Source organism: Gordonia sp. LMA484 (assembly GCF_058129505.1).
In genome coordinates this window covers 3,196,385-3,217,033 of the sequence record NZ_CM176700.1, presented here as the reverse complement: position 1 = coordinate 3,217,033, position 20,649 = coordinate 3,196,385, and the positions used below count along the sequence as shown (strand labels likewise).

Sequence of the window (20,649 nt, the reverse complement as noted above, 5' to 3'; positions counted from 1 at the left end):
CTGCTCGCATCCACTATGACACTTCTGAAACAACACGCACGGGGGCTCCGCCCCTCGTGAACCCCTCAACCAGTGGTAACCATTGGTTGAGGGTGGTTCACACAAGATAAACAAACACTGCGTGTGTTTCACAATGTTTCGGCGGCCATAGCGGAGGGGAAACGCCCGGTCCCATTCCGAACCCGGAAGCTAAGCCCTCCAGCGCCAATGGTACTGCACCCTAACCAGTGTGGGAGAGTAGGACACCGCCGAACACAACCTAGCCTGAGGCCCTTCGCACACGCGAAGGGCCTCAGCGCATTCCCACCACCCACCGCAACCAACAAACACCAGCCTCGACCCAAACAATCGGCGAGGGCAGCGTTGCTTATGTCCTGGCTCGCGGAGTTGGCCGCACGCGTCATTCATGGAAGCGGCCACTGCGCGGTTGGTGAGACTGGCCGAACGGGGATGTGTTCTCGGTTGGTGTCTGCCCGAGCGGGCATCTGATCGGTCTACCGGCACAACGGTGTGTTCGTCAGTGAGTGTGATTTGCTACCGCGGGACAGATTGCTGTCGAGTACCGGCCGCTCAGGTCGCTGACGCCGAAATCCCATGGGCCGTAGGCAATGTGGCGCGATTTCTTACCACAACTCACTACTGGAGCCAGCACTGCAGACGTTTCGAGCGCGACCATGGGTTCCAGACCCCAGCCGACGGCGTCTCGGCGAGCCTGGCCTGAGTTGGATCTGTTCAGTGCGTGGCGATGATCGTGTCGGTGTATTCCAGCGGGGTGCGGGCGGTGAGTGGGGCAGTCGACGTTCGAACGATGACGGTGATATCAGGCGCAGGTCTACACTTTCTTGTTCAACGTGCTGGTGACGTTCTGCAGGTCGCGAGCGATGGTGACGGCGGCGAACTCGATGCTCAGGTGCGCTTCGATCGCATCGCAGGTGCGGTGAAGGTCGGGGCGAGCTGCAGATCGGACCTCGTCGAGCGCGTTCGACCTTCCACACGTCGTGGTGGGCCGCGACACTGGCGTGTCCGTCCATCACCGAGTGAGCAGTGGTGGCGCAGCCCTTGTATCCGGCCGCTGCACGAGCGCGTTCGATCGATTCGTCGTCGAGCTCGACCGACTGGCCGGCGACCTTCACAAAATCTTGTTCAAGCCAGGGGTTCTGTGCGTGGTTGGACCGGCGGCGGGCGCGTTCGATCTCAACGTTGCGGTTGTCGTATTGGCCCTGAGCCCATGTGTAGTGCACATCACCCGCCGGTGGGCGCCGGTTCCCAGCGATCGGGTCAACTGAAACCCGCCGTCTCTCGTGGCGCTCGGCGAAGCACGTGATGACAGGATCAGAGTCCTCGTCTCCGCCCGGCTTCCCTCGAAGACCTGTACGTCGAGTGGGAAGCTGTTGCGCGCCAACAACAGCCGAGGGGGATCTGAGGGTCGACTCGACGTCCTTTACTCATCCCGACCTGACGCAGCCGGTGTTCCTCCGCGGGTTCGAAACCACGTCGTCAGGTCGTAGGGCACCAGTGCCGCGCCCGGCCGGTCGGCGCTGACGTGATCGTGGCAAGCGCGAGACAGCTGGCCTTGGTGGTCGCGGTACTCGCATCGAGGCCAACGCCCGTTCGATACCCCGAGAAGTGCGGTGCACTGATACCGGTGTCGTCGAGCGCCCTGGGGGTGTCGAGTGTGCTGGTCGCTCGACCGGCCGTACGCACACCGACTCAGCTGAAGGTGTCAACGCCAAGGATCTCGAGTCCCCACCGCCGCTGGTGCGGTGAGTGTGGTCCACACCAGTTCGCTCGAAACAGCGGGCGACGACCGCGTCGCCGTCGGCTCGGACCATCTCTGCACCAATAGATCCTCGGTCCAGGTGTTGTGGCCGGCGTCGGTCTTGCCGTTGGCAACCGCGATGAACGCCGTCGACTCACCTTCAGTGGGAGCGGACCCGACATGTTGGACGATCCACCGGTAGCGCTGCACAGTCTCGGCGATCGGGACCGCTGTCGCTCTTGGTACGGCTGTCTCCTTCCGGACATATGGGCTCACCAAGGACACTCACCAAGCGACTGAATCCGAAGCGACCCACTACCTGGAGTTCGAGGACGTCACCCCCGACAGCGCCGACGAGCACCACGCCGACGAATAGACGTCGGGAGGTCCAACTCATGTCTGATGCCGACGGGTAGCCAGCGGAGAGCGAATCTCCGCAGGTGCCCCGTAGCGGTATCGCGGCAGTGGCAGGGCGCAGATGTCGGCACGAGTCGGATTGTCTGTATGTCAGCCTGTCGAAGTTCACCTGCCGAAGTTCACCCGCCGAGGTCGCCGGTTGACGCCTGTGATTGGGCGCCGAGGCCGTACTGGACTGCCTGCGTAAGCGGTCCGGCCTGCGACACCGGCGGACGGAACTGTGTGGGCGCCGGGCCGGCTGGTAGCAATCGTTCTCGGTCCGCACGGCTCGCGTGGGGTGCGGCGAGTGCCGGCGGCACGGACGACTCCACCGACACAAACGGACTCCACCGACACGAACGTCTGTACCCATCCATTTGTCGACCTGGCACCGACGACGCGGGGTCCATGATGACCGGCACACGGGCCTCGGACTCACATGCGGACGCGCCCGGAGCGAGACCTGCCAGACGTCTCCTCTTCCGGGTCGCCCGAGCGGTGAACAGGCTGTGCGCAGGGCTGCCTGTGACGTGCGGGCGGGCCGGCGTGTGGGTGAGATGCGCGGGTGTGGAAGTCGGCCGGCCCCACTTGTGACGGTCTCAAACGTGGACGGCGAGTCGTTCCCCGCAAGCTCGCGGCGGCCAACGGTCTCGAGCGGATGGTCAACCGCGCATCTGTCATATCGGGGATCGTCGACGCCGTCGACGCCGCCGCGAACGATGGATCGCGGTCAGCACGACCGGGTGGTGACGCGCGGAATCGTGGTGGACCTGGATCGCGTTGACCGGCGCAGCAGACTTCGTCGTGACGGCGTGCTGCCCCGACCCGAGGCGAGAACTCCACGCAGGCGACCGTTCAGCTGTGCAATGTGACGGTGCGATGGCCGATATCGGCCGACGGTCGGTGCGGGCAGTAAGGGCACGACGGGTCGGTGCGAGGACTGTGACAACGACGGCCGTGGACAACGACGGCCGTGGACAACGACGGCCGTGGACAACGACGGGCCGTGCGCGTCCGAGAAGCTGCACCACCGCGTGCGACCCGGTCCTGTCGCAGGATCCGTGTCATCGCGCGCCGGTGCGATATCCAGTTGGGCTGGGACGTGGCGACCGCGCTCCCTGGCTGTGGAGACTCACGGGCGACCGCGCCGCCGCAAGGCATGACCGCCAGACGCATGACCGCTGCAACCCTCAACATGACGTCGAACGGGGCGAAGAGTGTTGAGCCGGAACGACGTTCGCGGGATGTCGGCAGGACTGGTCGGGGACACCCGACCGGGCATGGATCTCACCATCGGGCACGTGGACCGAGATCATGCGCTCACGAGCTGTCGTTGTATGGGACGCTGCCGACTTCATCGGTGAGGCCATGACGGAGTGAGAGGGGGACACCTCGAGCGGGTGGTCAGTGCACGGGGGAAACCCTTCTCTGTGGGCCGGCCGACGCCGCGGGTCACGGGACCCCGGGGCACCACGGGAATACCTGCCGATTTTCCTGAGCGCGTGGGTGTTCCGGAGCTGTCTGGACCGCCTCGTGACCTACCCGCCAGCGGAGTCGGCGCGCCCCGTTACGCCGACTGTTACCTCAGCGGGGACCGGGCGCCCTCTATTTGCGGGAGGGGCGACACGTCAGGACTGCCTGTGTCTCGAATCCCGCCGGCAGGTGCGAGACAAACGCGCGAACATATGGCCTTGACCAGGCGATTTGCTTTTGACGGTGGGGGTGCGTAACTTTCTTCGAGTCAGCGCGCCACGGCGCCGCCTGGGAGGCCGAGAGGCTGGTTCTGGGAGTGGAGACCGGGTTTTCGTGTTGGCCGTCCCGAGTTGTTGTTCATGGTTGTTGTTTGTGCTGTGGATGGTGTCTTGGGTTGTCTGGATGTTCTTGTTCGGTTGGTAGCTGAGAGTTGCGGCCGCGCAGGGTGTTCGGTAGGATGGAAGAGTTGCGCCGGAGACGGGCAGCGATTCGAAGCAGAACGTGAAGCTTGCTGGTGAGCGCCCTGTTACAGGGTGGTGCTGGTGGGTGTGTGTTCTTTGAGAACTCGATAGTGTGTTGATGGATTGTTTGATGCCATGTTTGGCATCGTGTGTCCAAGTTTTTTGGATATGAGATGTATTTTTTTGTGGCACCTGCCCGTGTGGGTGGGTGTTGCTAGTTTTTGTTTGGTCAGGTTTTTGTCTCTCTGGCTGAGATTGTGTTGAAAAGTGCTGGTTCGCCGGCTTTTTCGATAGGTTTTCATGGAGAGTTTGATCCTGGCTCAGGACGAACGCTGGCGGCGTGCTTAACACATGCAAGTCGAACGGAAAGGCCCTGCTTGCAGGGTACTCGAGTGGCGAACGGGTGAGTAACACGTGGGTGATCTGCCCTGCACTCTGGGATAAGCCTGGGAAACTGGGTCTAATACCGGATATGACCATGGGATGCATGTTCTGTGGTGGAAAGCTTTTGCGGTGTGGGATGGGCCCGCGGCCTATCAGCTTGTTGGTGGGGTAATGGCCTACCAAGGCGACGACGGGTAGCCGACCTGAGAGGGTGATCGGCCACACTGGGACTGAGACACGGCCCAGACTCCTACGGGAGGCAGCAGTGGGGAATATTGCACAATGGGCGCAAGCCTGATGCAGCGACGCCGCGTGAGGGATGACGGCCTTCGGGTTGTAAACCTCTTTCACCAGGGACGAAGCGTGAGTGACGGTACCTGGAGAAGAAGCACCGGCCAACTACGTGCCAGCAGCCGCGGTAATACGTAGGGTGCGAGCGTTGTCCGGAATTACTGGGCGTAAAGAGCTCGTAGGCGGTTTGTCGCGTCGTCTGTGAAATTCTGCAACTCAATTGCAGGCGTGCAGGCGATACGGGCAGACTTGAGTACTACAGGGGAGACTGGAATTCCTGGTGTAGCGGTGAAATGCGCAGATATCAGGAGGAACACCGGTGGCGAAGGCGGGTCTCTGGGTAGTAACTGACGCTGAGGAGCGAAAGCGTGGGTAGCGAACAGGATTAGATACCCTGGTAGTCCACGCCGTAAACGGTGGGTACTAGGTGTGGGTTCCTTTTCACGGGATCCGTGCCGTAGCTAACGCATTAAGTACCCCGCCTGGGGAGTACGGCCGCAAGGCTAAAACTCAAAGGAATTGACGGGGGCCCGCACAAGCGGCGGAGCATGTGGATTAATTCGATGCAACGCGAAGAACCTTACCTGGGTTTGACATACACCAGACGCAGCCAGAGATGGTTGTTCCCTTGTGGTTGGTGTACAGGTGGTGCATGGCTGTCGTCAGCTCGTGTCGTGAGATGTTGGGTTAAGTCCCGCAACGAGCGCAACCCTTGTTCTGTATTGCCAGCACGTGATGGTGGGGACTTGCAGGAGACTGCCGGGGTCAACTCGGAGGAAGGTGGGGATGACGTCAAGTCATCATGCCCCTTATGTCCAGGGCTTCACACATGCTACAATGGCCGGTACAGAGGGCTGCGATACCGTGAGGTGGAGCGAATCCCTTAAAGCCGGTCTCAGTTCGGATCGGGGTCTGCAACTCGACCCCGTGAAGTCGGAGTCGCTAGTAATCGCAGATCAGCAACGCTGCGGTGAATACGTTCCCGGGCCTTGTACACACCGCCCGTCACGTCATGAAAGTCGGTAACACCCGAAGCCGGTGGCCTAACCCTTGTGGAGGGAGCCGTCGAAGGTGGGATCGGCGATTGGGACGAAGTCGTAACAAGGTAGCCGTACCGGAAGGTGCGGCTGGATCACCTCCTTTCTAAGGAGCACACAACATCACCCATTTCTGCCGGCATGTGTCCGTGCGGTGGGTGTGTGTTCGAGGGTGAAACATCAAACAGATCTGTTCTGCCGGCCTGTCTGGGTTGGTGGGGTGGGTGGCTGTTCACTGTGAGGTGGGTGGCGTTGTCAGCACACTATCGGGGTTCTGAGGGAACACACGTTTCTTCTGGGCCTGTCATTGCGCAGCCTTGGTGAGGTGTCCTGTGGTGGGGCATACAGAGGTGTGTGGGTGGTGGGTGTGTGTTGTTTGAGAAGTGCATAGTGGATGCGAGCATCTTTATTTTGCAATGCATATTGAATCAATAGTTTTTGGTTTGTGTGTTTTGTTCGAGTTTGTTGTGTGATGTCTACATTCGTGGGGGGTGTTGTTCCTTGTGTGTCTCCTGTTGGGGGTGCATGGGGGGCGGAGCCCCTGTGGGTGTAGGTGTTGTTGTAAGTGTTTAAGGGCGTTCGGTGGATGCCTTGGTACCAGGAGCCGATGAAGGACGTGGTAGGCCGCGATAGTCCTCGGGGAGTTGTCAAACGAGCTGTGATCCGAGGGTGTCCGAATGGGGAAACCCAGCACGAGTGATGTCGTGTTACCACCAGCTGAATGTATAGGCTGTGTGGGGGGAACGTGGGGAAGTGAAACATCTCAGTACCCATAGGAAGAGAAAACAATTGTGATTCCGTGAGTAGTGGCGAGCGAAAGCGGAGGAGGCTAAACCATGCGCATGTGATACCGGGTAGGGGTTGTGTGTGTGGTGTTGTGGGGTTCATCTTCTCAGATCTACCTGTCTGGGCGTGAGTGATAAAGCTGTGGGTTAGGTGAAGTGGCCTGGAATGGTCTGCCGTAGTCGGTGAGAGTCCGGTAGCTGAAAACCTGTGGTCTTGCGTGATGTTCTCCCAAGTAGCAGCGGGCTCGTGGAATCTGCTGTGAATCTGCCGGGACCACCCGGTAAGCCTGAATACTTCCTGGTGACCGATAGCGGACTAGTACCGTGAGGGAAAGGTGAAAAGTACCCCGGGAGGGGAGTGAAATAGTACCTGAAACCGGACGCTTACAATCCGTCAAAGCCTGCGAGTCGTTTGGTCGGCTGTGGGTGATGGCGTGCCTTTTGAAGAATGAGCCTGCGAGTTAGTGCTCGGTGGCGAGGTTAACCCGTGTGGGGTAGCCGTAGCGAAAGCGAGTCTGAATAGGGCGTGGAGTCGCCGGGTCTAGACCCGAAGCGGAGTGATCTACCCATGGCCAGGGTGAAGCGTCGGTAAGACGTCGTGGAGGCCCGAACCCACTTCAGTTGAAAATGGAGGGGATGAGTTGTGGGTAGGGGTGAAAGGCCAATCAAACTCCGTGATAGCTGGTTCTCCCCGAAATGCATTTAGGTGCAGCGTCACATGTTTCTTACTGGAGGTAGAGCTACTGGATGGCCGATGGGCCCTACTAGGTTACTGACGTCAGCCAAACTCCGAATGCCGGTAAGTGAGAGTGTGGCAGTGAGACTGCGGGCGATAAGGTTCGTAGTCGAGAGGGAAACAGCCCAGATCGCCGGCTAAGGCCCCTAAGCGTGTACTAAGTGGAAAAGGATGTGGGGTCGCGAAGACAACCAGGAGGTTGGCTTAGAAGCAGCCACCCTTGAAAGAGTGCGTAATAGCTCACTGGTCAAGTGATCCTGCGCCGACAATGTAGCGGGGCTCAAGTACACCGCCGAAGCCGCGGCACTCACACAAGTCATTCTCTTCGCCTTGCGGGGTGGGGAGCAGTGGTGTGGGTGGGTAGGGGAGCGTCCTGCATCCCTGGAAGCCACAGCGTGAGCTAGTGGTGGAGGGTGTGGGAGTGAGAATGCAGGCATGAGTAGCGAAAGCAGAGTGAGAAACTCTGCCGCCGGATGACCAAGGGTTCCTGGGCCAGGCTAATCCGCCCAGGGTGAGTCGGGACCTAAGGCGAGGCCGACAGGCGTAGTCGATGGACAACGGGTTGATATTCCCGTACCCGTGTACAGGCGTCCATGCTGAATCAGTTGTACTAACCATCCAAAACCAGATGGATCACCTTCGGGTGACCGGATGGGGCTGCATGGGACCTCGGCTGGTAGTAGGCAAGCGATGGGGTGACGCAGGAAGGTAGTGGGGCCAGTCAGTGGTAATACTGGTGTAAGCCTGTAGGGAGTGTGGTAGGTAAATCCGTCACACATATATCCTGAGAGGTGATGCGTAGCCGTTGCGGCGAAATCCATGATCCTATGCTGCCGAGAAAAGCCTCTAGCGAGTTGGTACACGGCCCGTACCCCAAACCAACACAGGTGGTCAGGTAGAGAATACTAAGGCGATCGAGAGAACTGTGGTTAAGGAACTCGGCAAAATGCCCCCGTAACTTCGGGAGAAGGGGGACCCATCCCGGTGACCGTCCTTGCGGCGTGAGCTGGTGTGGGTCGCAGAGACCAGAGAGAAGCGACTGTTTACTAAAAACACAGGTCCGTGCGAAGTCGTAAGACGATGTATACGGACTGACGCCTGCCCGGTGCTGGAAGGTTAAGAGGACCGGTTAATGCCCTTCGGGGTGTGAAGCTGAGAATTTAAGCCCCAGTAAACGGCGGTGGTAACTATAACCATCCTAAGGTAGCGAAATTCCTTGTCGGGTAAGTTCCGACCTGCACGAATGGCGTAACGACTTCTCTGCTGTCTCAACCACAGACTCGGCGAAATTGCAGTACGAGTAAAGATGCTCGTTACGCGCGGCAGGACGAAAAGACCCCGGGACCTTCACTATAGCTTGGTATTGGTGTTCGGTTCGGTTTGTGTAGGATAGGTGGGAGACTGTGAAGCGGCCACGCCAGTGGTTGTGGAGTCGTTGTTGAAATACCACTCTGATCGTATTGGACTTCTAACCTCGGACCCTGATCGGGTTCAGGGACAGTGCCTGGTGGGTAGTTTAACTGGGGCGGTTGCCTCCCAAAATGTAACGGAGGCGCCCAAAGGTTCCCTCAGCCTGGTTGGCAATCAGGTGTTGAGTGTAAGTGCACAAGGGAGCTTGACTGTGAGACGTACATGTCGAGCAGGGACGAAAGTCGGGACTAGTGATCCGGCACCAACGTGTGGAAGTGGTGTCGCTCAACGGATAAAAGGTACCCCGGGGATAACAGGCTGATCTTCCCCAAGAGTCCATATCGACGGGATGGTTTGGCACCTCGATGTCGGCTCGTCGCATCCTGGGGCTGGAGTAGGTCCCAAGGGTTGGGCTGTTCGCCCATTAAAGCGGCACGCGAGCTGGGTTTAGAACGTCGTGAGACAGTTCGGTCTCTATCCGCCGCGCGCGTCAGAAACTTGAGGAAACCTGTCCCTAGTACGAGAGGACCGGGACGGACGAACCTCTGGTGTGCCAGTTGTCCCGCCAGGGGCATCGCTGGTTAGCTACGTTCGGAAGGGATAACCGCTGAAAGCATCTAAGCGGGAAGCCTGTTCCAAGATGAGGTTTCTCACCCCCTCGAGGGGGTAAGGCCCCCCACAGACCATGGGGTTGATAGGCCAGAACTGGAAGCACAGCAATGTGTGTAGGTGACTGGTACTAATCGGCCGAGGACTTACAACAACACTTATCACCGATAAGTACTGATAGAGCTCTGCTCGCATCCACTATGACACTTCTGAAACAACACGCACGGGGGCTCCGCCCCTCGTGAACCCCTCAACCAGTGGTAACCATTGGTTGAGGGTGGTTCACACAAGATAAACAAACACTGCGTGTGTTTCACAATGTTTCGGCGGCCATAGCGGAGGGGAAACGCCCGGTCCCATTCCGAACCCGGAAGCTAAGCCCTCCAGCGCCAATGGTACTGCACCCTAACCAGTGTGGGAGAGTAGGACACCGCCGAACACAACCTAGCCTGAGGCCCTTCGCACACGCGAAGGGCCTCAGCGCATTCCCACCACCCACCGCAACCAACACCACCGCGACCACTCGAACACCACGACCGAGAATCCCGTTCGGCATTCGCTCGCAGGCTTGGTCACCGTCGAGTGTGATTACGCGGCCGCAGTTCTCGTCATTGCGGGCCAGAGGTCGATCACGATGGCCTAGCGTGGATTGTCAGGAGGAGTCCAAACCGATCGGTCGTCGAGACGAGGTAGGCCCTGATGAACGTGCGAACTGCCACCCATCAGCTTTTACGAGAACTCGGCCTGACAACGATATTCGGCAATCCCGGCTCCACCGAAGAGACCTTCCTGAAAGACTTTCCGTCCGATTTTCGGTTTGTGCTCGCACTGCAGGAGGCATCGGCGATTGCGATCGCGGACGGCTACGCCCAGGGGACCCGTCAACCGGCCTTGGTGAATGTGCACACCGCGGCCGGCTTGGGAAATGCGATGGGCAACATGATCACCGCATCGATGAACCGCACTCCTCTGATCGTGACTGCCGGTCAGCAGACGCGCGAGATGTTGCTTCTCGAGCCGTGGCTGACGAACGTCGAGCCCGAGCTGCTTCCCAAGCCGTGGGTGAAGTGGTCGTATCAGCCGGTCCGTGCCGAGGATGTTCCCGCAGCCTTCATGCGTGCGTACTCAACCGCCGTGCAACCGCCTGCCGGACCGGTGTTCCTGTCGTTGCCGCTCGACGACTGGGAGAAGGAGGCAAAAGGACCGGCGACCGTGCGTGACGTGGCCAGGCGGGTGGCGCCGGACCCGTCGCGGCTGCGCGATTTCGCCGCAGCGATCGATCGGGCGCAATCACCTGCGTTGATTTTCGGCGCGGGGGTGGCCCGCGACATGGCCTGGGATGCCGCGGTGACGCTCGCCGAGAGAATCGGTTGCCCGGTATGGGCTGCTCCGGCGTCCGAGCGGGCACCCTTCCCTGAGGATCATTCCCTCTACATGGGAGGCCTACCGTTTGCGACGGGCCCCTTGGCGGATCTCCTGCGAGGCCACGACCTGGCAATGGTGATCGGTGCGCCCGTCTTCCGGTACTACCCATACGTTCCGGGCGCTTACCTGCCGGATGGTCTGCGTCTGCTGCACGTCACAGACGACCCGGCCGAGGCGGCACGTGCTCCGGTCGGTGACAGTCTGATCTCGAGCGCAGGACTGGCCATCGAACTGCTGACAGCGCAATTGCGCAGGGCACCACGTGAACCCGCCGAGATCAGGCCGCTTGCTCACCGGATGGCGCCTCACCCGCCGGCAGAGCACAGGGAGCCGGCGGAGGTGATGACCGCCGGGCAGTTGTTCGCGGCGTTGCGCGAGGCGTGCAACGGACCAACTGTCTTGGTCGAGGAATCGCCGTCGAACTTACCCGAGTTGCATACCGCGTGGCCGATCACCGAACCGGACTCGTTCTACACATTCGCCAGCGGCGGATTGGGCTGGAACCTGCCTGCGAGTGTGGGAATTGCTCTCGCCGAGGCGGATACGGGGCGGCACCGGCGGGTGGTGGCCGTGATCGGCGATGGTTCGTTCCAGTACTCGGTGCAATCGATCTGGACTGCCGCACAACACCAACTGCCGATCTTGTTCGTTGTTCCGCGAAACGGCGAGTATGCGATCCTCAAGTCATTCGCGGCCTTGGAACAGACCCCTGGCGTTCCCGGTCTCGACATTCCCGGTATCGATTTCGTAGCACTGGCCACGGCATACGGGTGTCACGGCGTGCGGGCGGCGACCCCCGATGCCCTCGCTGCCGAGGTGGCGACGGCCGGCGATCGGCCCGGCCCGACACTCATCGAGGTGCCGATCACCGCGGCTGTGCCACTGTTGCTTTGAGTTCGCTCGGCAGTCGTCATCAGAGGACTGCTTCAGGTGCGATTGGGTGCCGGCACCACAATCAGGGGCACCGCCAGTACACGCAGCATCTTGGCAGCGGTCGTTCCGAGGAACAGCCTGCCCGGGGCGGCGAGTCTGCTGGACCCGACCAGGATGATGTCGCCGTCGTTCCATTCGACGGTTCGCACGGCGTCTTCGACGTTGCGGCCCTCGGCGACAGTGGAACTGATCTGTGTCTTGTCGGGGAGCCGCGCGTGGGCGGTATCCAGCGATCGCCGGGCGAGTTCCACGGCGCGGGCAACTGCCTCCTCGTCGGTGGTGCTCTTGGGAATGTCGTCGTGAGACACCAGGGAGAGCAGCCGGAGGGGCAGGTCCCCACGCGCACTGAGCTCGAGAGCCGTGTCGAGCAGGATCTCGGCTCCCGGTCTGTTACCGATCGCCGTCGTGATCTCGCTGATCCGTGACGGACCGGTGTGGCTGAACCCTCGCGGCGCGAGCGCAACCGGGACGGGAGACGAATGCAGGATGTCGTTGACCACCGTGCCGAGCGAATGCCGGCCGGTGATGCCGCCACCGGATCCGCCTACCACGAGCAACGTGGCCTCGACCCGTTCGATCTCGCGAATGAGGCCGTTCGCGATGTTCTCATCGACGACGACGTGGGTCTCCGCGGTCACGTCTGCGGGCACAAGCTGGGCGGCATCGGCAATCCACTGCTTGGCCGCTTCATCGAGGACTTCCGCGAAGTCCGCTTCGCTCGGCGAGGCGCCGGGCCGGTCCGGTGGGATGACCAACGATATGTCCAGCGATGCGCCGAATGTCCGCGCGAGGCACGCGCCGAACGCGACGGCGTCTTCCCCGCCGGGGGTCGCCAGGTAGGCAACGAGCAACTTCATCGTGCACTCCGATCGTGGACCCGTGAAATCCTACGGTGAGAACACTGTGCGCCGCAGCAGCACTCGGCGCATTCGCCGCGGTGGACAGCGGTGCCTCGGTCCGTTGGACATCGTGGAGTGGCTCAGCGGCAAGGGCGCCGAGCAGGGGTCACGCGCTGCTCACCTGCGCGAGCACGTCGAACTCGAGACCGTCCGCCTGGGCCACAAACACATCCTGCCGTAAGTGCCGAGCGGAGAACTGCACTTCGCCGCGCGGACTCGTGTAGATCGGGGACTCACCGGCAGCATGCTCGATCGCCGCAGTAGCCACTGTGCCCGCCCGACGGACGAGTTCCTCGAGCAGTGCAAGGCCTTCGTAGCAGGATTCGCCGGGGGACGTCAGCGGTGGGGCGCAGAGGCCGAAGCGTTTCACGTACCGTCGTTCGAAGTCGAGACTGAACGGTGTCGCGAGCGACTCGAAATACCCGGACACCGAATAGAGGCCCCGCGCGCCGAGAGGTCCGGAACCCAACAGCATGTTCTCGTCCATCAGCGGGCTCAGTCGCACACAGCGGTCGTGCAGGCCTCGGGCTCCGAACGCACGGTTGAATTGCACGGCGTCCTCGCCGAGCAGCAGGACGAGGACGCCGGTTGCGTCGGAGCGCTCGATCTGGTCGAGGACATCTCCGAACTCGGAAGTACCCAACGGCTTGAAGATCGACGACACGATCGTCCCCACCGAGCCCCTGCCGTTCAATTGCGCGGTGACCCTCGCCGCGGTGATCCGCGGCCACACGTAGTCGCTGCCGATGATGATCCACCGGCGGGCGCCGATCTCCTCGGACATCCAGTCCAGTGCGGGGAGGAGGGCGAACTCCGGCACCTCGCCGGTCATGAACGTTCCGGGGGCGGACTCGCCGCCCTCGTACACGGCGGTGTACACGTAGGGAATCCGGCCACGCAGCACCTGCACCAGACCGCGCCGGACGGCTGACGTGTGCCACCCGATGACCGCGTCGAAACCTCCTGTGCCGCGACCATCGGTATCGAGGTGCGCGGCGACCTCCGTGGCGACTGCGTCGACGCTGGCTCCTCCGTCGATCGTCGTCACGGCGACTTCGCGACCAAGGATGCCGCCTCGCCGGTTGATCTCCTCGACCGCCAGCTGTGCGCTCGCTGCACAGGACGGTCCGAAGATGCCCGACGGGCCGCTCTGTGGGATCACGAGTCCCAGATGCATGAGTGCGTTGCCGTGCGTTCGCGCCATCGGTCCCAGTGTGCGCCCGGTTCGTTACCGAGGGGTTTCCGCAGCATCAGCCGACCGCGGCAATCGTTGCTCACGCGTCCACCGTGTGAGTTCGGCAGAGAGCCGTACGGGAGCGTCCAGGTGGATCAGATGGCCGGCGTCGGGAACCTCGGTCAGCGACGAGTTCGGGAGCAGAGCGTGCAGGCGCCGGGCACGTTCGGGCGGAATCCAGGTGTCGTCCGATCCCCAGACGATGTGCGTCGGTTCCTCGATCGACGCGTACCGTCCCTCGACCTCGTCGGTGAATCGCTCGTCGGCCTGCGCGATCTGCCGATAGAACGCGGCCTGTCCGACCGGGCCCAGCCACGGCTCGACCAGCATGTCCAGATCCTCGTCACGTGGTCGGGTATGCGCGGCCGTGCGGATGTACGCCTCGACGGCTCCGCGGTGGACCGGGGCCGGTAGCTGCTCGAAGACCTCCGGGTGCTGATTGACGAGGGTGAAGAACGGTGAGCCCCACGGACTGAGTGCAACCACGTCCACCAGACACAGCGACGCGTATTGCGCGCCGTGCAGCAGTCGCGCCCGCAGCGCCACCGCACCGCCGAAGTCGTGAGCGATCACGTGCGGCCGCTGCAGCGACCATCGGTCGAGCAGATACGCGAACAGCTCGCCCTGGACGCCGAGGTCGACCCGATGCCCGGGGTGTTTCGACGACTGTCCATAGCCGGGCATGTCCCACAGGTAAACCGTGAAATCGTCGGCGAGGGCAAGTGCAAAAGGGCGCCACAGGGCCGACGACCACGGCGTCCCGTGCAGAAAGACGATCGGGGGACCCGTACCGAACCGCTCCCACGCCACCGTCCGCCCGGCCCATTCGACTGTCCTGTGCAGAGGTGGGATCACCGTCCCAGTGTTGCAGTTCCGGAGGCGGATTCGCACGCTCAGGGCAGACGGGTGGTCACCTCGGCCGGCGCACGGTCCAGGTTGTTGAGTGCACTGGCCGCCGCGCGGCTCCGCCTGGTCGGTTTCGTCGGGTGCAATGTCTCGTGTTCAATCGCAGATGCCCCAGGAAGCCAGTCAAACAAGAGTGACAGAGACATGAACCGCATGAACCGGGAAGAATTCTTTCGCGTCGCCGCCCAACTCGATGATGAGCGGCTCCGAAAGGCGTTGTGGAACATCTATTGGCGTGGCTCCGCGGATCTGCGTGAGCGGATCGAGGGTGAGATCACCGGCGCCGGGATCGGGCGCGCCACCCGTGCGCCGAAACCTACCGTTGATGCCACCGCGCTCGGCCGAGAGGTGGCTGAGTTCGTCGCGTTGGCGCGGTCAGGCGCATATCTGGGAGGGGATCGCCGAGTGTCCCCGAAGGAGCGCACGCGTTGGAGGTTCACGTTCAAGCGACTGGTGTCGGCAACCCAGGAGGCATTGAGCACCGACCAGCCCGAGCCTGCATCCATGGCCCTGGAATCGCTGATCGACCTTGCTTGCGAGACTGCCGATTCCGACCTCTTCCGCTCTCACGACCCTGTGGAAGCCGCCGGATTCGTGGTATCTGACGCAGTCGCCGTGCTGTGGAAGTCGACGCTGGAGCGTCAAGGTTTCGAGGCGTTCGCCGCCCAGGCCGCTCCGCAACTCATTCGGTGGGAAGCGCGGTGTGGGTGGACACGCTCCGGTTTCGGTCGGGTCGCCGACAAGGAGACCACGTTGGCAGCGGTACTCGCCCAGATGCTGCACGGCGGCGAAGTATGGGACCGATTCGGGCGGCACTACGTACTGGCACTGGATGATGCCGGGCGGCCCAGGTTCGCCGGGAACCCGGGCGACGACCTGGTGGCCTGGCATGACCTTCTGCTGGACAACCTGGACGACAGCCCAGGCGGAGTACTCGGAGACATCGCGAAGCACGACTACCTGGCCGGGGCCGAGCAGGACTTCTTCGCGGCCCGGCTGGCCCACCGGGGCGGGGACACCGCGACGGCTCGCGAGCTCGTGGCGGGATGTGTGCGAAAACTCCCCGGACACCCGGAGTTCCGCGCGTTCGCGGCCGAGATCGGTGCTGACATGCCAAAGCGGTGAGCACCGAACGTGGCCGAGGTGAGACGTTGTGGCGTCAGTGTTCCCGGAACCGTCAGGGGATCAGGTGGTCGAGACCGTCCCCGAGCGCGAGGAACCGGCGGGACCCGACGACCGAGGCGAGTTCGTGCTCGATCTGCTGTCGGCGCCTGTCGACCGACTCCAACGCCCGCGAGCCGTGCGGACTGAGGAACACCATCACCCGCCGTCGGTCCAGCGGGTCGACTCGTCGATAGACCAGCGCCCGGGAGATCAGTTTGTCGATCGTCCGCGTCGTGGTGGCCGCAGGCAGTACCGCCAGACGGGAGAGTTCGGTCATCGTGCAGCCGCCACCCTCACCCTCGGCGAGCACGACCAGGATCCGCCACTGTTCGGCGGTCACGCCGAGTTCGTCGAACACCGGAGTCATCCGGTCCTCGACGAGGGCCAGCGCGCGATGCATCTGCAGGAGCAGGGGTGGCGCGGAGTCATCAGGCAACGGTGCCCTCCTCGGTGTGGGCGACGATCTCAAGGTCGGAGCCGTCACACGTGACGGTGATGGTGAGGGGTGATCCCGACCGGTGTCCGCGGGTCACCATCAGTGTGGCGATCGGTGCGTGGAGCTCTCGGCGCAAAACCCGGTGCAGTTGGCGCGCTCCGTACCGGGCGTCGAAACCGATCTGGGCCAGCCGCGATCGCGCCGCCGGCGTGACATCGCAGATCACGTCCCTCGCGGCGAGGGCCGTGACGAGCCGGTCGACCTCGAGGTCGACAATGCTGTCCGCGACCACCGGATCGATCGACGCGAACGTGACGATCTCATCGAAACGGTTGAACAACTCGGGGTCGAAGAATTCGCGCACCGAGTTCATCACCACCGCGGCCTCGTCGTCACCGCGTCTGGCGAAGCGGTCCAACACGGCCCTCGCGATCTGGCGGGCCGATCGATCGCGAAGCGGGCGGCGCATGTCGTGCACCTCACGCGTGCCCAGATTCGACGTCAACAGAACGATGGCGTTGCGGAAGTCGATCGATGTGGTCCCGGACGCCAGGCGCAGGGTCCCGGTGTCGAGGATCTGCAGCAGGGAACGCAGGACGGTCGGGTGAGCCTTCTCGACCTCGTCGAACAGGACCACCCCGGGTCGCGAGACGCTGCCCTCGATCTTGTCGCGCTCGAAGAGGGTGAACTGTTCCTTGGAACCGGCGTAGCCGGGCGGGGCACCAGAAAGCGACGCGGCGTAGTGCTCCTGGGCGAGCGAGTTCATGTCTATCCGGCAGAGGTTGTCGGCGTCGCCCCGGACGTTGCGGGCGACCTGCCTCGCCAGCTCGGTCTTCCCCACACCTGTTGGCCCGACCAGTAGCAGGGAAGCCATGGGGCGGTGGGGATTCCGGATCCCGACGGCGGCGATGGTCAGCGCGCGCACGACCGCTTCGATGGCGCTGTCCTGCCCGATGATCGACGCGCGGAGGGTCTCGGCCAGCTGCTCGGGGGAGCGGAGATCGCCCAGTCGGAATCCCTGCGTCGTGTCGAGATCGTTGAACTTCACCGACATGTACCCCGACATGGCCACCTCCTTCGCTTCCGATTGAAAGTAGATCACGGCCGCGGCGGATGTGTCACGAGGGGTATTCACACGGTTTCTACGTGCGAGAAACGTCGTCGCAACTGATCGCGGTCTAGTGTCAAACCGGATAACCTTCCGTTTGGAAGTAAACCCTCTCGAACCGACGACAGAAGGAATCGCTATGCGTCATGGCGACATCGCATCCAGTCCGGACACCGTGGGCGTCGCGGTGGTCAACTACAAGATGCCCCGACTGCACACCCGCGAACAGGTGATCGACAACGCCAAGGCGATCGCGGAGATGGTGGTGGGGATGAAGAGTGGGCTTCCGGGCATGGATCTCGTCGTGTTCCCGGAATACTCGACGCAGGGGATCATGTACGACAACGAGGAGATGTTCGCGACGGCCGCGACCGTCCCGGGGGACGAGACCGACATCTTTTCGGCGGCCTGCCGCGAGGCGAAGACTTGGGGCGTCTTCTCCATCACCGGGGAGCGTCACGAGGACCATCCGAACAAGCCGCCGTACAACACGCTCGTGCTCATCAACGACGAGGGCGAGATCGTGCAGAAGTACCGCAAGATCCTGCCCTGGACGCCGATCGAGGGCTGGTATCCCGGCGGGCAGACCTACGTGACCGATGGCCCGAAGGGGCTCAAGATCTCGCTCATCATCTGTGACGACGGAAACTATCCGGAGATCTGGCGCGACTGCGCGATGAAAGGTGCCGAACTCATCGTCCGCCCGCAGGGGTACATGTATCCGGCAAAGGATCAGCAGGTGCTGATGGCGAAGGCGATGGCGTGGGCCAACAACTGCTACGTCGCCGTCGCGAACGCCACCGGGTGGGACGGTGTGTACTCCTACTTCGGGCACAGCGCGATCATCGGTTTCGACGGGCGGACACTCGGTGAGTGTGGTGAGGAGGAGTACGGCGTGCAGTACGCGCAGTTGTCGTTGTCGACGATCCGTGACGCCCGCCGGTTCGACCAGTCGCAGAACCACCTGTTCAAATTGCTGCATCGCGGCTACACCGGGGTGCTCGCCGGCGGCGATGGGGACAAGGGCGTGGCCGAATGCCCGTTCGATTTCTACCGCAACTGGGTCAACGATGCCGAGGCGACCCAGAAGCAGGTGGAGGCCATCACCCGCGAGACGATCGGTGTGGCCGAGTGTCCGGTCTATGACCTGCCGAGTGAGAAGGTCATGGAGGCCTGAGCACTGACGTGAACGCCCCGGTCGCCCAGAGCTTGTCGATGGGCGACCGGGGCGAGTTCGGTCAGATCGGCGTTCCGATCAGCTGAGGTGGTGCACCTCCTGCAGCCCGTACACGGGGGTGTCGAGGCCCTCGTAGCGGGCCTTGAGCTGCAGCGCGAGGTAGAGCGAATAGTGTCGCGACTGATGGAGATTCCCGCCGTGGAACCACAGTCCGGGCTGTTGCGTCGGCTTCCACATGTTGCGTTGCTCGCCCTCCCACGGCCCGGGATCCTTGGTTGTGTCCGACCCCAGGCCCCACACCTTGCCGACCCGGTCGGCGACATCCTGACCCATCAGGTCGGCGGCCCAGCCGTTCATCGATCCGTACCCGGTCGCATAGACCACGACGTCGGCGGGCAGCTCGGTGCCGTCGGCGAGGACCACGCTGTTCTCGGTCAGATGGTCGATCTGGCCGTGCTCGAGTTTGATGGTCCCGTCGGCCACCAGGTCACAGGCGCCGACGTCGATGTAGTACCCGGAACCCCGTCGCAGGTACTTCATGAACAGCCCCGAGTCGTCGTCGCCGAAGTCGAGCTCGAAGCCGGCCGCCTCGAGCCGATCGTAGAAGTCCTTGTCGCGCTCGCGGATCTGGTCATAGAGCGGGATCTGGAACTCGTGCATGATCCGATACGGCAGCGAGGCAAAGGTGAGATCGGCCTTCTTGGTCGACATCCCGTCCGCGACGGCCTGCTCGCTGTACAGCGCGCCGAGGCCGATCTCCATCAGTGAGTCCGAGCGGACGATGTGGGTGGACGATCGTTGCACCATGGTGGTGTCGATCCCATTCTCAACCAGAGCTTTACAGATGTCGTGTGCCGAGTTGTTGGACCCGATCACGACGACCTTCTTGCCCACGTATCCGTCGGGTCCGGGGTGCTGACTCGAATGGTGCTGCTCGCCGGTGAAAACGTCCTGCCCGGTGATCGTCGGCACGTTGGCCTTGCCCGACATGCCGGTGGCCAGCACGAGTTGCGTCGGATGCAGGGTCATCTTCTCTCCGTCGCGGTCCAGCTCGACCGTCCACTGTCCGCGGGCTTCGTCGTAGGTGGCGGACAGGCACGTGGTCTTGCTCCAGTACGGCACCTCCATCACCTTCGTGTAGAACTCCAGCCAATCGCCGATCTTGTCCTTGGGTGCGAACACCGGCCAGTTCGCCGGGAAGGGCAGATAGGGCAGATGGTCGTACCAGACCGGATCGTGCAGGCACAAGGACTTGTATCGCTTGCGCCACTGGTCGCCGGGCCGGTCGTGGCGGTCGACGACGATCGACGGCACGCCGAGCTGACGCAGCCGCGCACCGAGGGCGATACCGCCCTGGCCGCCGCCGATCACCAGCACGTACGGCTGCTGGGTCCGCCCGAGCGACGCCTCCTCGTCCGCGCGCTTCTCGGCCCACGAGCGCCGGTCCGGGTCCGACCCGTGCACGGCACCGAGAACCCGGGATGCCCCCTGGGGTTCCTCGTGACCCTTGAGTTCCTGCAGGGTCGTCAGCAACGTCCAGGCCTGATCGTCGCCGCTCTCGGTGTCGGGCCTCAGACGCAGGTGCCCACCCCCGCGACCGGTCGCGGTCTCGAACTCGATGAACGCCGAGACGACCTCACCATCTTCGGTGGGCGTCTCGCTGGTCCGGAACGCGTGTGGGTCGGTGTCGGCCAGACGGTCGGACAACATGTCCGCGATCCGCTCGCGGCCCTCGACGGTTTTGAGGTTCCAGGTGAACGACACGAGGTCGCGCCAGAAGCTGTCGGTGGCGAACAGCGCCGTCGCCCGGGAGATGTCCCGGGCGGCCAGCGCGGCCTCGAAATCGGCGAGCCAGGCGTCGACGCGCATCTGCGGGTCGACCGGGCGGGAATCCAGCGCGGTGGGTGGCTCGATTGTCTGGGTCATGGATCTCTCCTCGTCGGGTCCATACGGACGTGATCAGGACGTGTGATTGCTGTGATCCACAGCACACGCCTCGGTGCCCGGCCCCGGCAAGGGTTGCAGC

General features: G+C 62.7%; 8 protein-coding genes, 4 rRNA genes and 1 pseudogene. 7 read left to right on the top strand and 6 right to left on the bottom strand.

Features of this window, described 5'->3' with window-relative positions:
• The first annotated feature begins 137 nt into the window (after positions 1–137).
• The 5 genes from rrf (AC4AMJ_RS14135) (at position 138) to mdlC (ending at position 11,660) form a co-directional block, all read left to right on the top strand.
• Positions 138–254, top strand: a 5S ribosomal RNA gene (gene rrf / locus AC4AMJ_RS14135).
• A gap of 4,132 nt (positions 255–4,386) precedes the next feature.
• Positions 4,387–5,907 (top strand): 16S ribosomal RNA (locus tag AC4AMJ_RS14130).
• Positions 5,908–6,360: 453 nt separating this feature from the next.
• Positions 6,361–9,495, top strand: a 23S ribosomal RNA gene (locus AC4AMJ_RS14125).
• A gap of 168 nt (positions 9,496–9,663) precedes the next feature.
• Positions 9,664–9,780 (top strand): 5S ribosomal RNA (gene rrf / locus AC4AMJ_RS14120).
• The 16S, 23S and 5S rRNA genes sit together here, the layout of an rRNA operon.
• 260 nt (positions 9,781–10,040) lie before the next feature.
• The gene (gene mdlC, locus AC4AMJ_RS14115; RefSeq protein WP_489918334.1) at positions 10,041–11,660 is read left to right on the top strand and encodes a benzoylformate decarboxylase; all 1,620 of its coding nucleotides are present in this window, start codon (positions 10,041–10,043) and stop codon (positions 11,658–11,660) included.
• A gap of 32 nt (positions 11,661–11,692) precedes the next feature.
• Here the strand turns inward: mdlC and AC4AMJ_RS14110 are convergent, their stop codons facing one another.
• The 3 genes from AC4AMJ_RS14110 to AC4AMJ_RS14100 form a co-directional block, all read right to left on the bottom strand.
• Positions 11,693–12,556, bottom strand: a complete 864-nt coding sequence (locus AC4AMJ_RS14110; RefSeq protein WP_489918333.1) for a universal stress protein — start codon at positions 12,554–12,556, stop codon at positions 11,693–11,695.
• A 148-nt stretch (positions 12,557–12,704) separates the two neighbouring features.
• Entirely contained in the window at positions 12,705–13,802 is a 1,098-nt protein-coding gene (locus tag AC4AMJ_RS14105) for a substrate-binding domain-containing protein (RefSeq protein WP_489918332.1), read from the bottom strand.
• Between the two features lie 24 nt (positions 13,803–13,826).
• A complete protein-coding gene (locus AC4AMJ_RS14100) occupies positions 13,827–14,687 on the bottom strand; it encodes an alpha/beta fold hydrolase (protein ID WP_489918331.1) in 861 nt (286 codons plus the stop codon).
• Between the two features lie 195 nt (positions 14,688–14,882).
• Here AC4AMJ_RS14100 and AC4AMJ_RS14095 point away from each other — a divergent pair.
• A pseudogene (locus AC4AMJ_RS14095) lies at positions 14,883–15,353 on the top strand (hypothetical protein); the annotation flags it as partial.
• A 562-nt stretch (positions 15,354–15,915) separates the two neighbouring features.
• On the opposite strand, the gene AC4AMJ_RS14090 reads toward AC4AMJ_RS14095, so the two are convergent.
• The gene (locus AC4AMJ_RS14090) at positions 15,916–16,338 is read right to left on the bottom strand and encodes a MarR family winged helix-turn-helix transcriptional regulator (RefSeq protein WP_489900560.1); all 423 of its coding nucleotides are present in this window, start codon (positions 16,336–16,338) and stop codon (positions 15,916–15,918) included.
• Positions 16,331–17,404, bottom strand: a complete 1,074-nt coding sequence (locus tag AC4AMJ_RS14085; protein ID WP_489900561.1) for an AAA family ATPase — start codon at positions 17,402–17,404, stop codon at positions 16,331–16,333. The genes AC4AMJ_RS14090 and AC4AMJ_RS14085 overlap by 8 nt, the downstream gene beginning before the upstream one ends.
• A gap of 181 nt (positions 17,405–17,585) precedes the next feature.
• Here AC4AMJ_RS14085 and AC4AMJ_RS14080 point away from each other — a divergent pair, with 181 nt between their 5' ends.
• On the top strand, positions 17,586–18,623 hold the full coding sequence (locus tag AC4AMJ_RS14080; protein WP_489900562.1) for an aliphatic amidase: 1,038 nt from the start codon (positions 17,586–17,588) through the stop codon (positions 18,621–18,623).
• Between the two features lie 78 nt (positions 18,624–18,701).
• Here the strand turns inward: AC4AMJ_RS14080 and AC4AMJ_RS14075 are convergent, their stop codons facing one another.
• On the bottom strand, positions 18,702–20,549 hold the full coding sequence (locus AC4AMJ_RS14075) for an NAD(P)/FAD-dependent oxidoreductase (protein WP_489900563.1): 1,848 nt from the start codon (positions 20,547–20,549) through the stop codon (positions 18,702–18,704).
• Between the last annotated feature and the right edge of the window lie 100 nt (positions 20,550–20,649).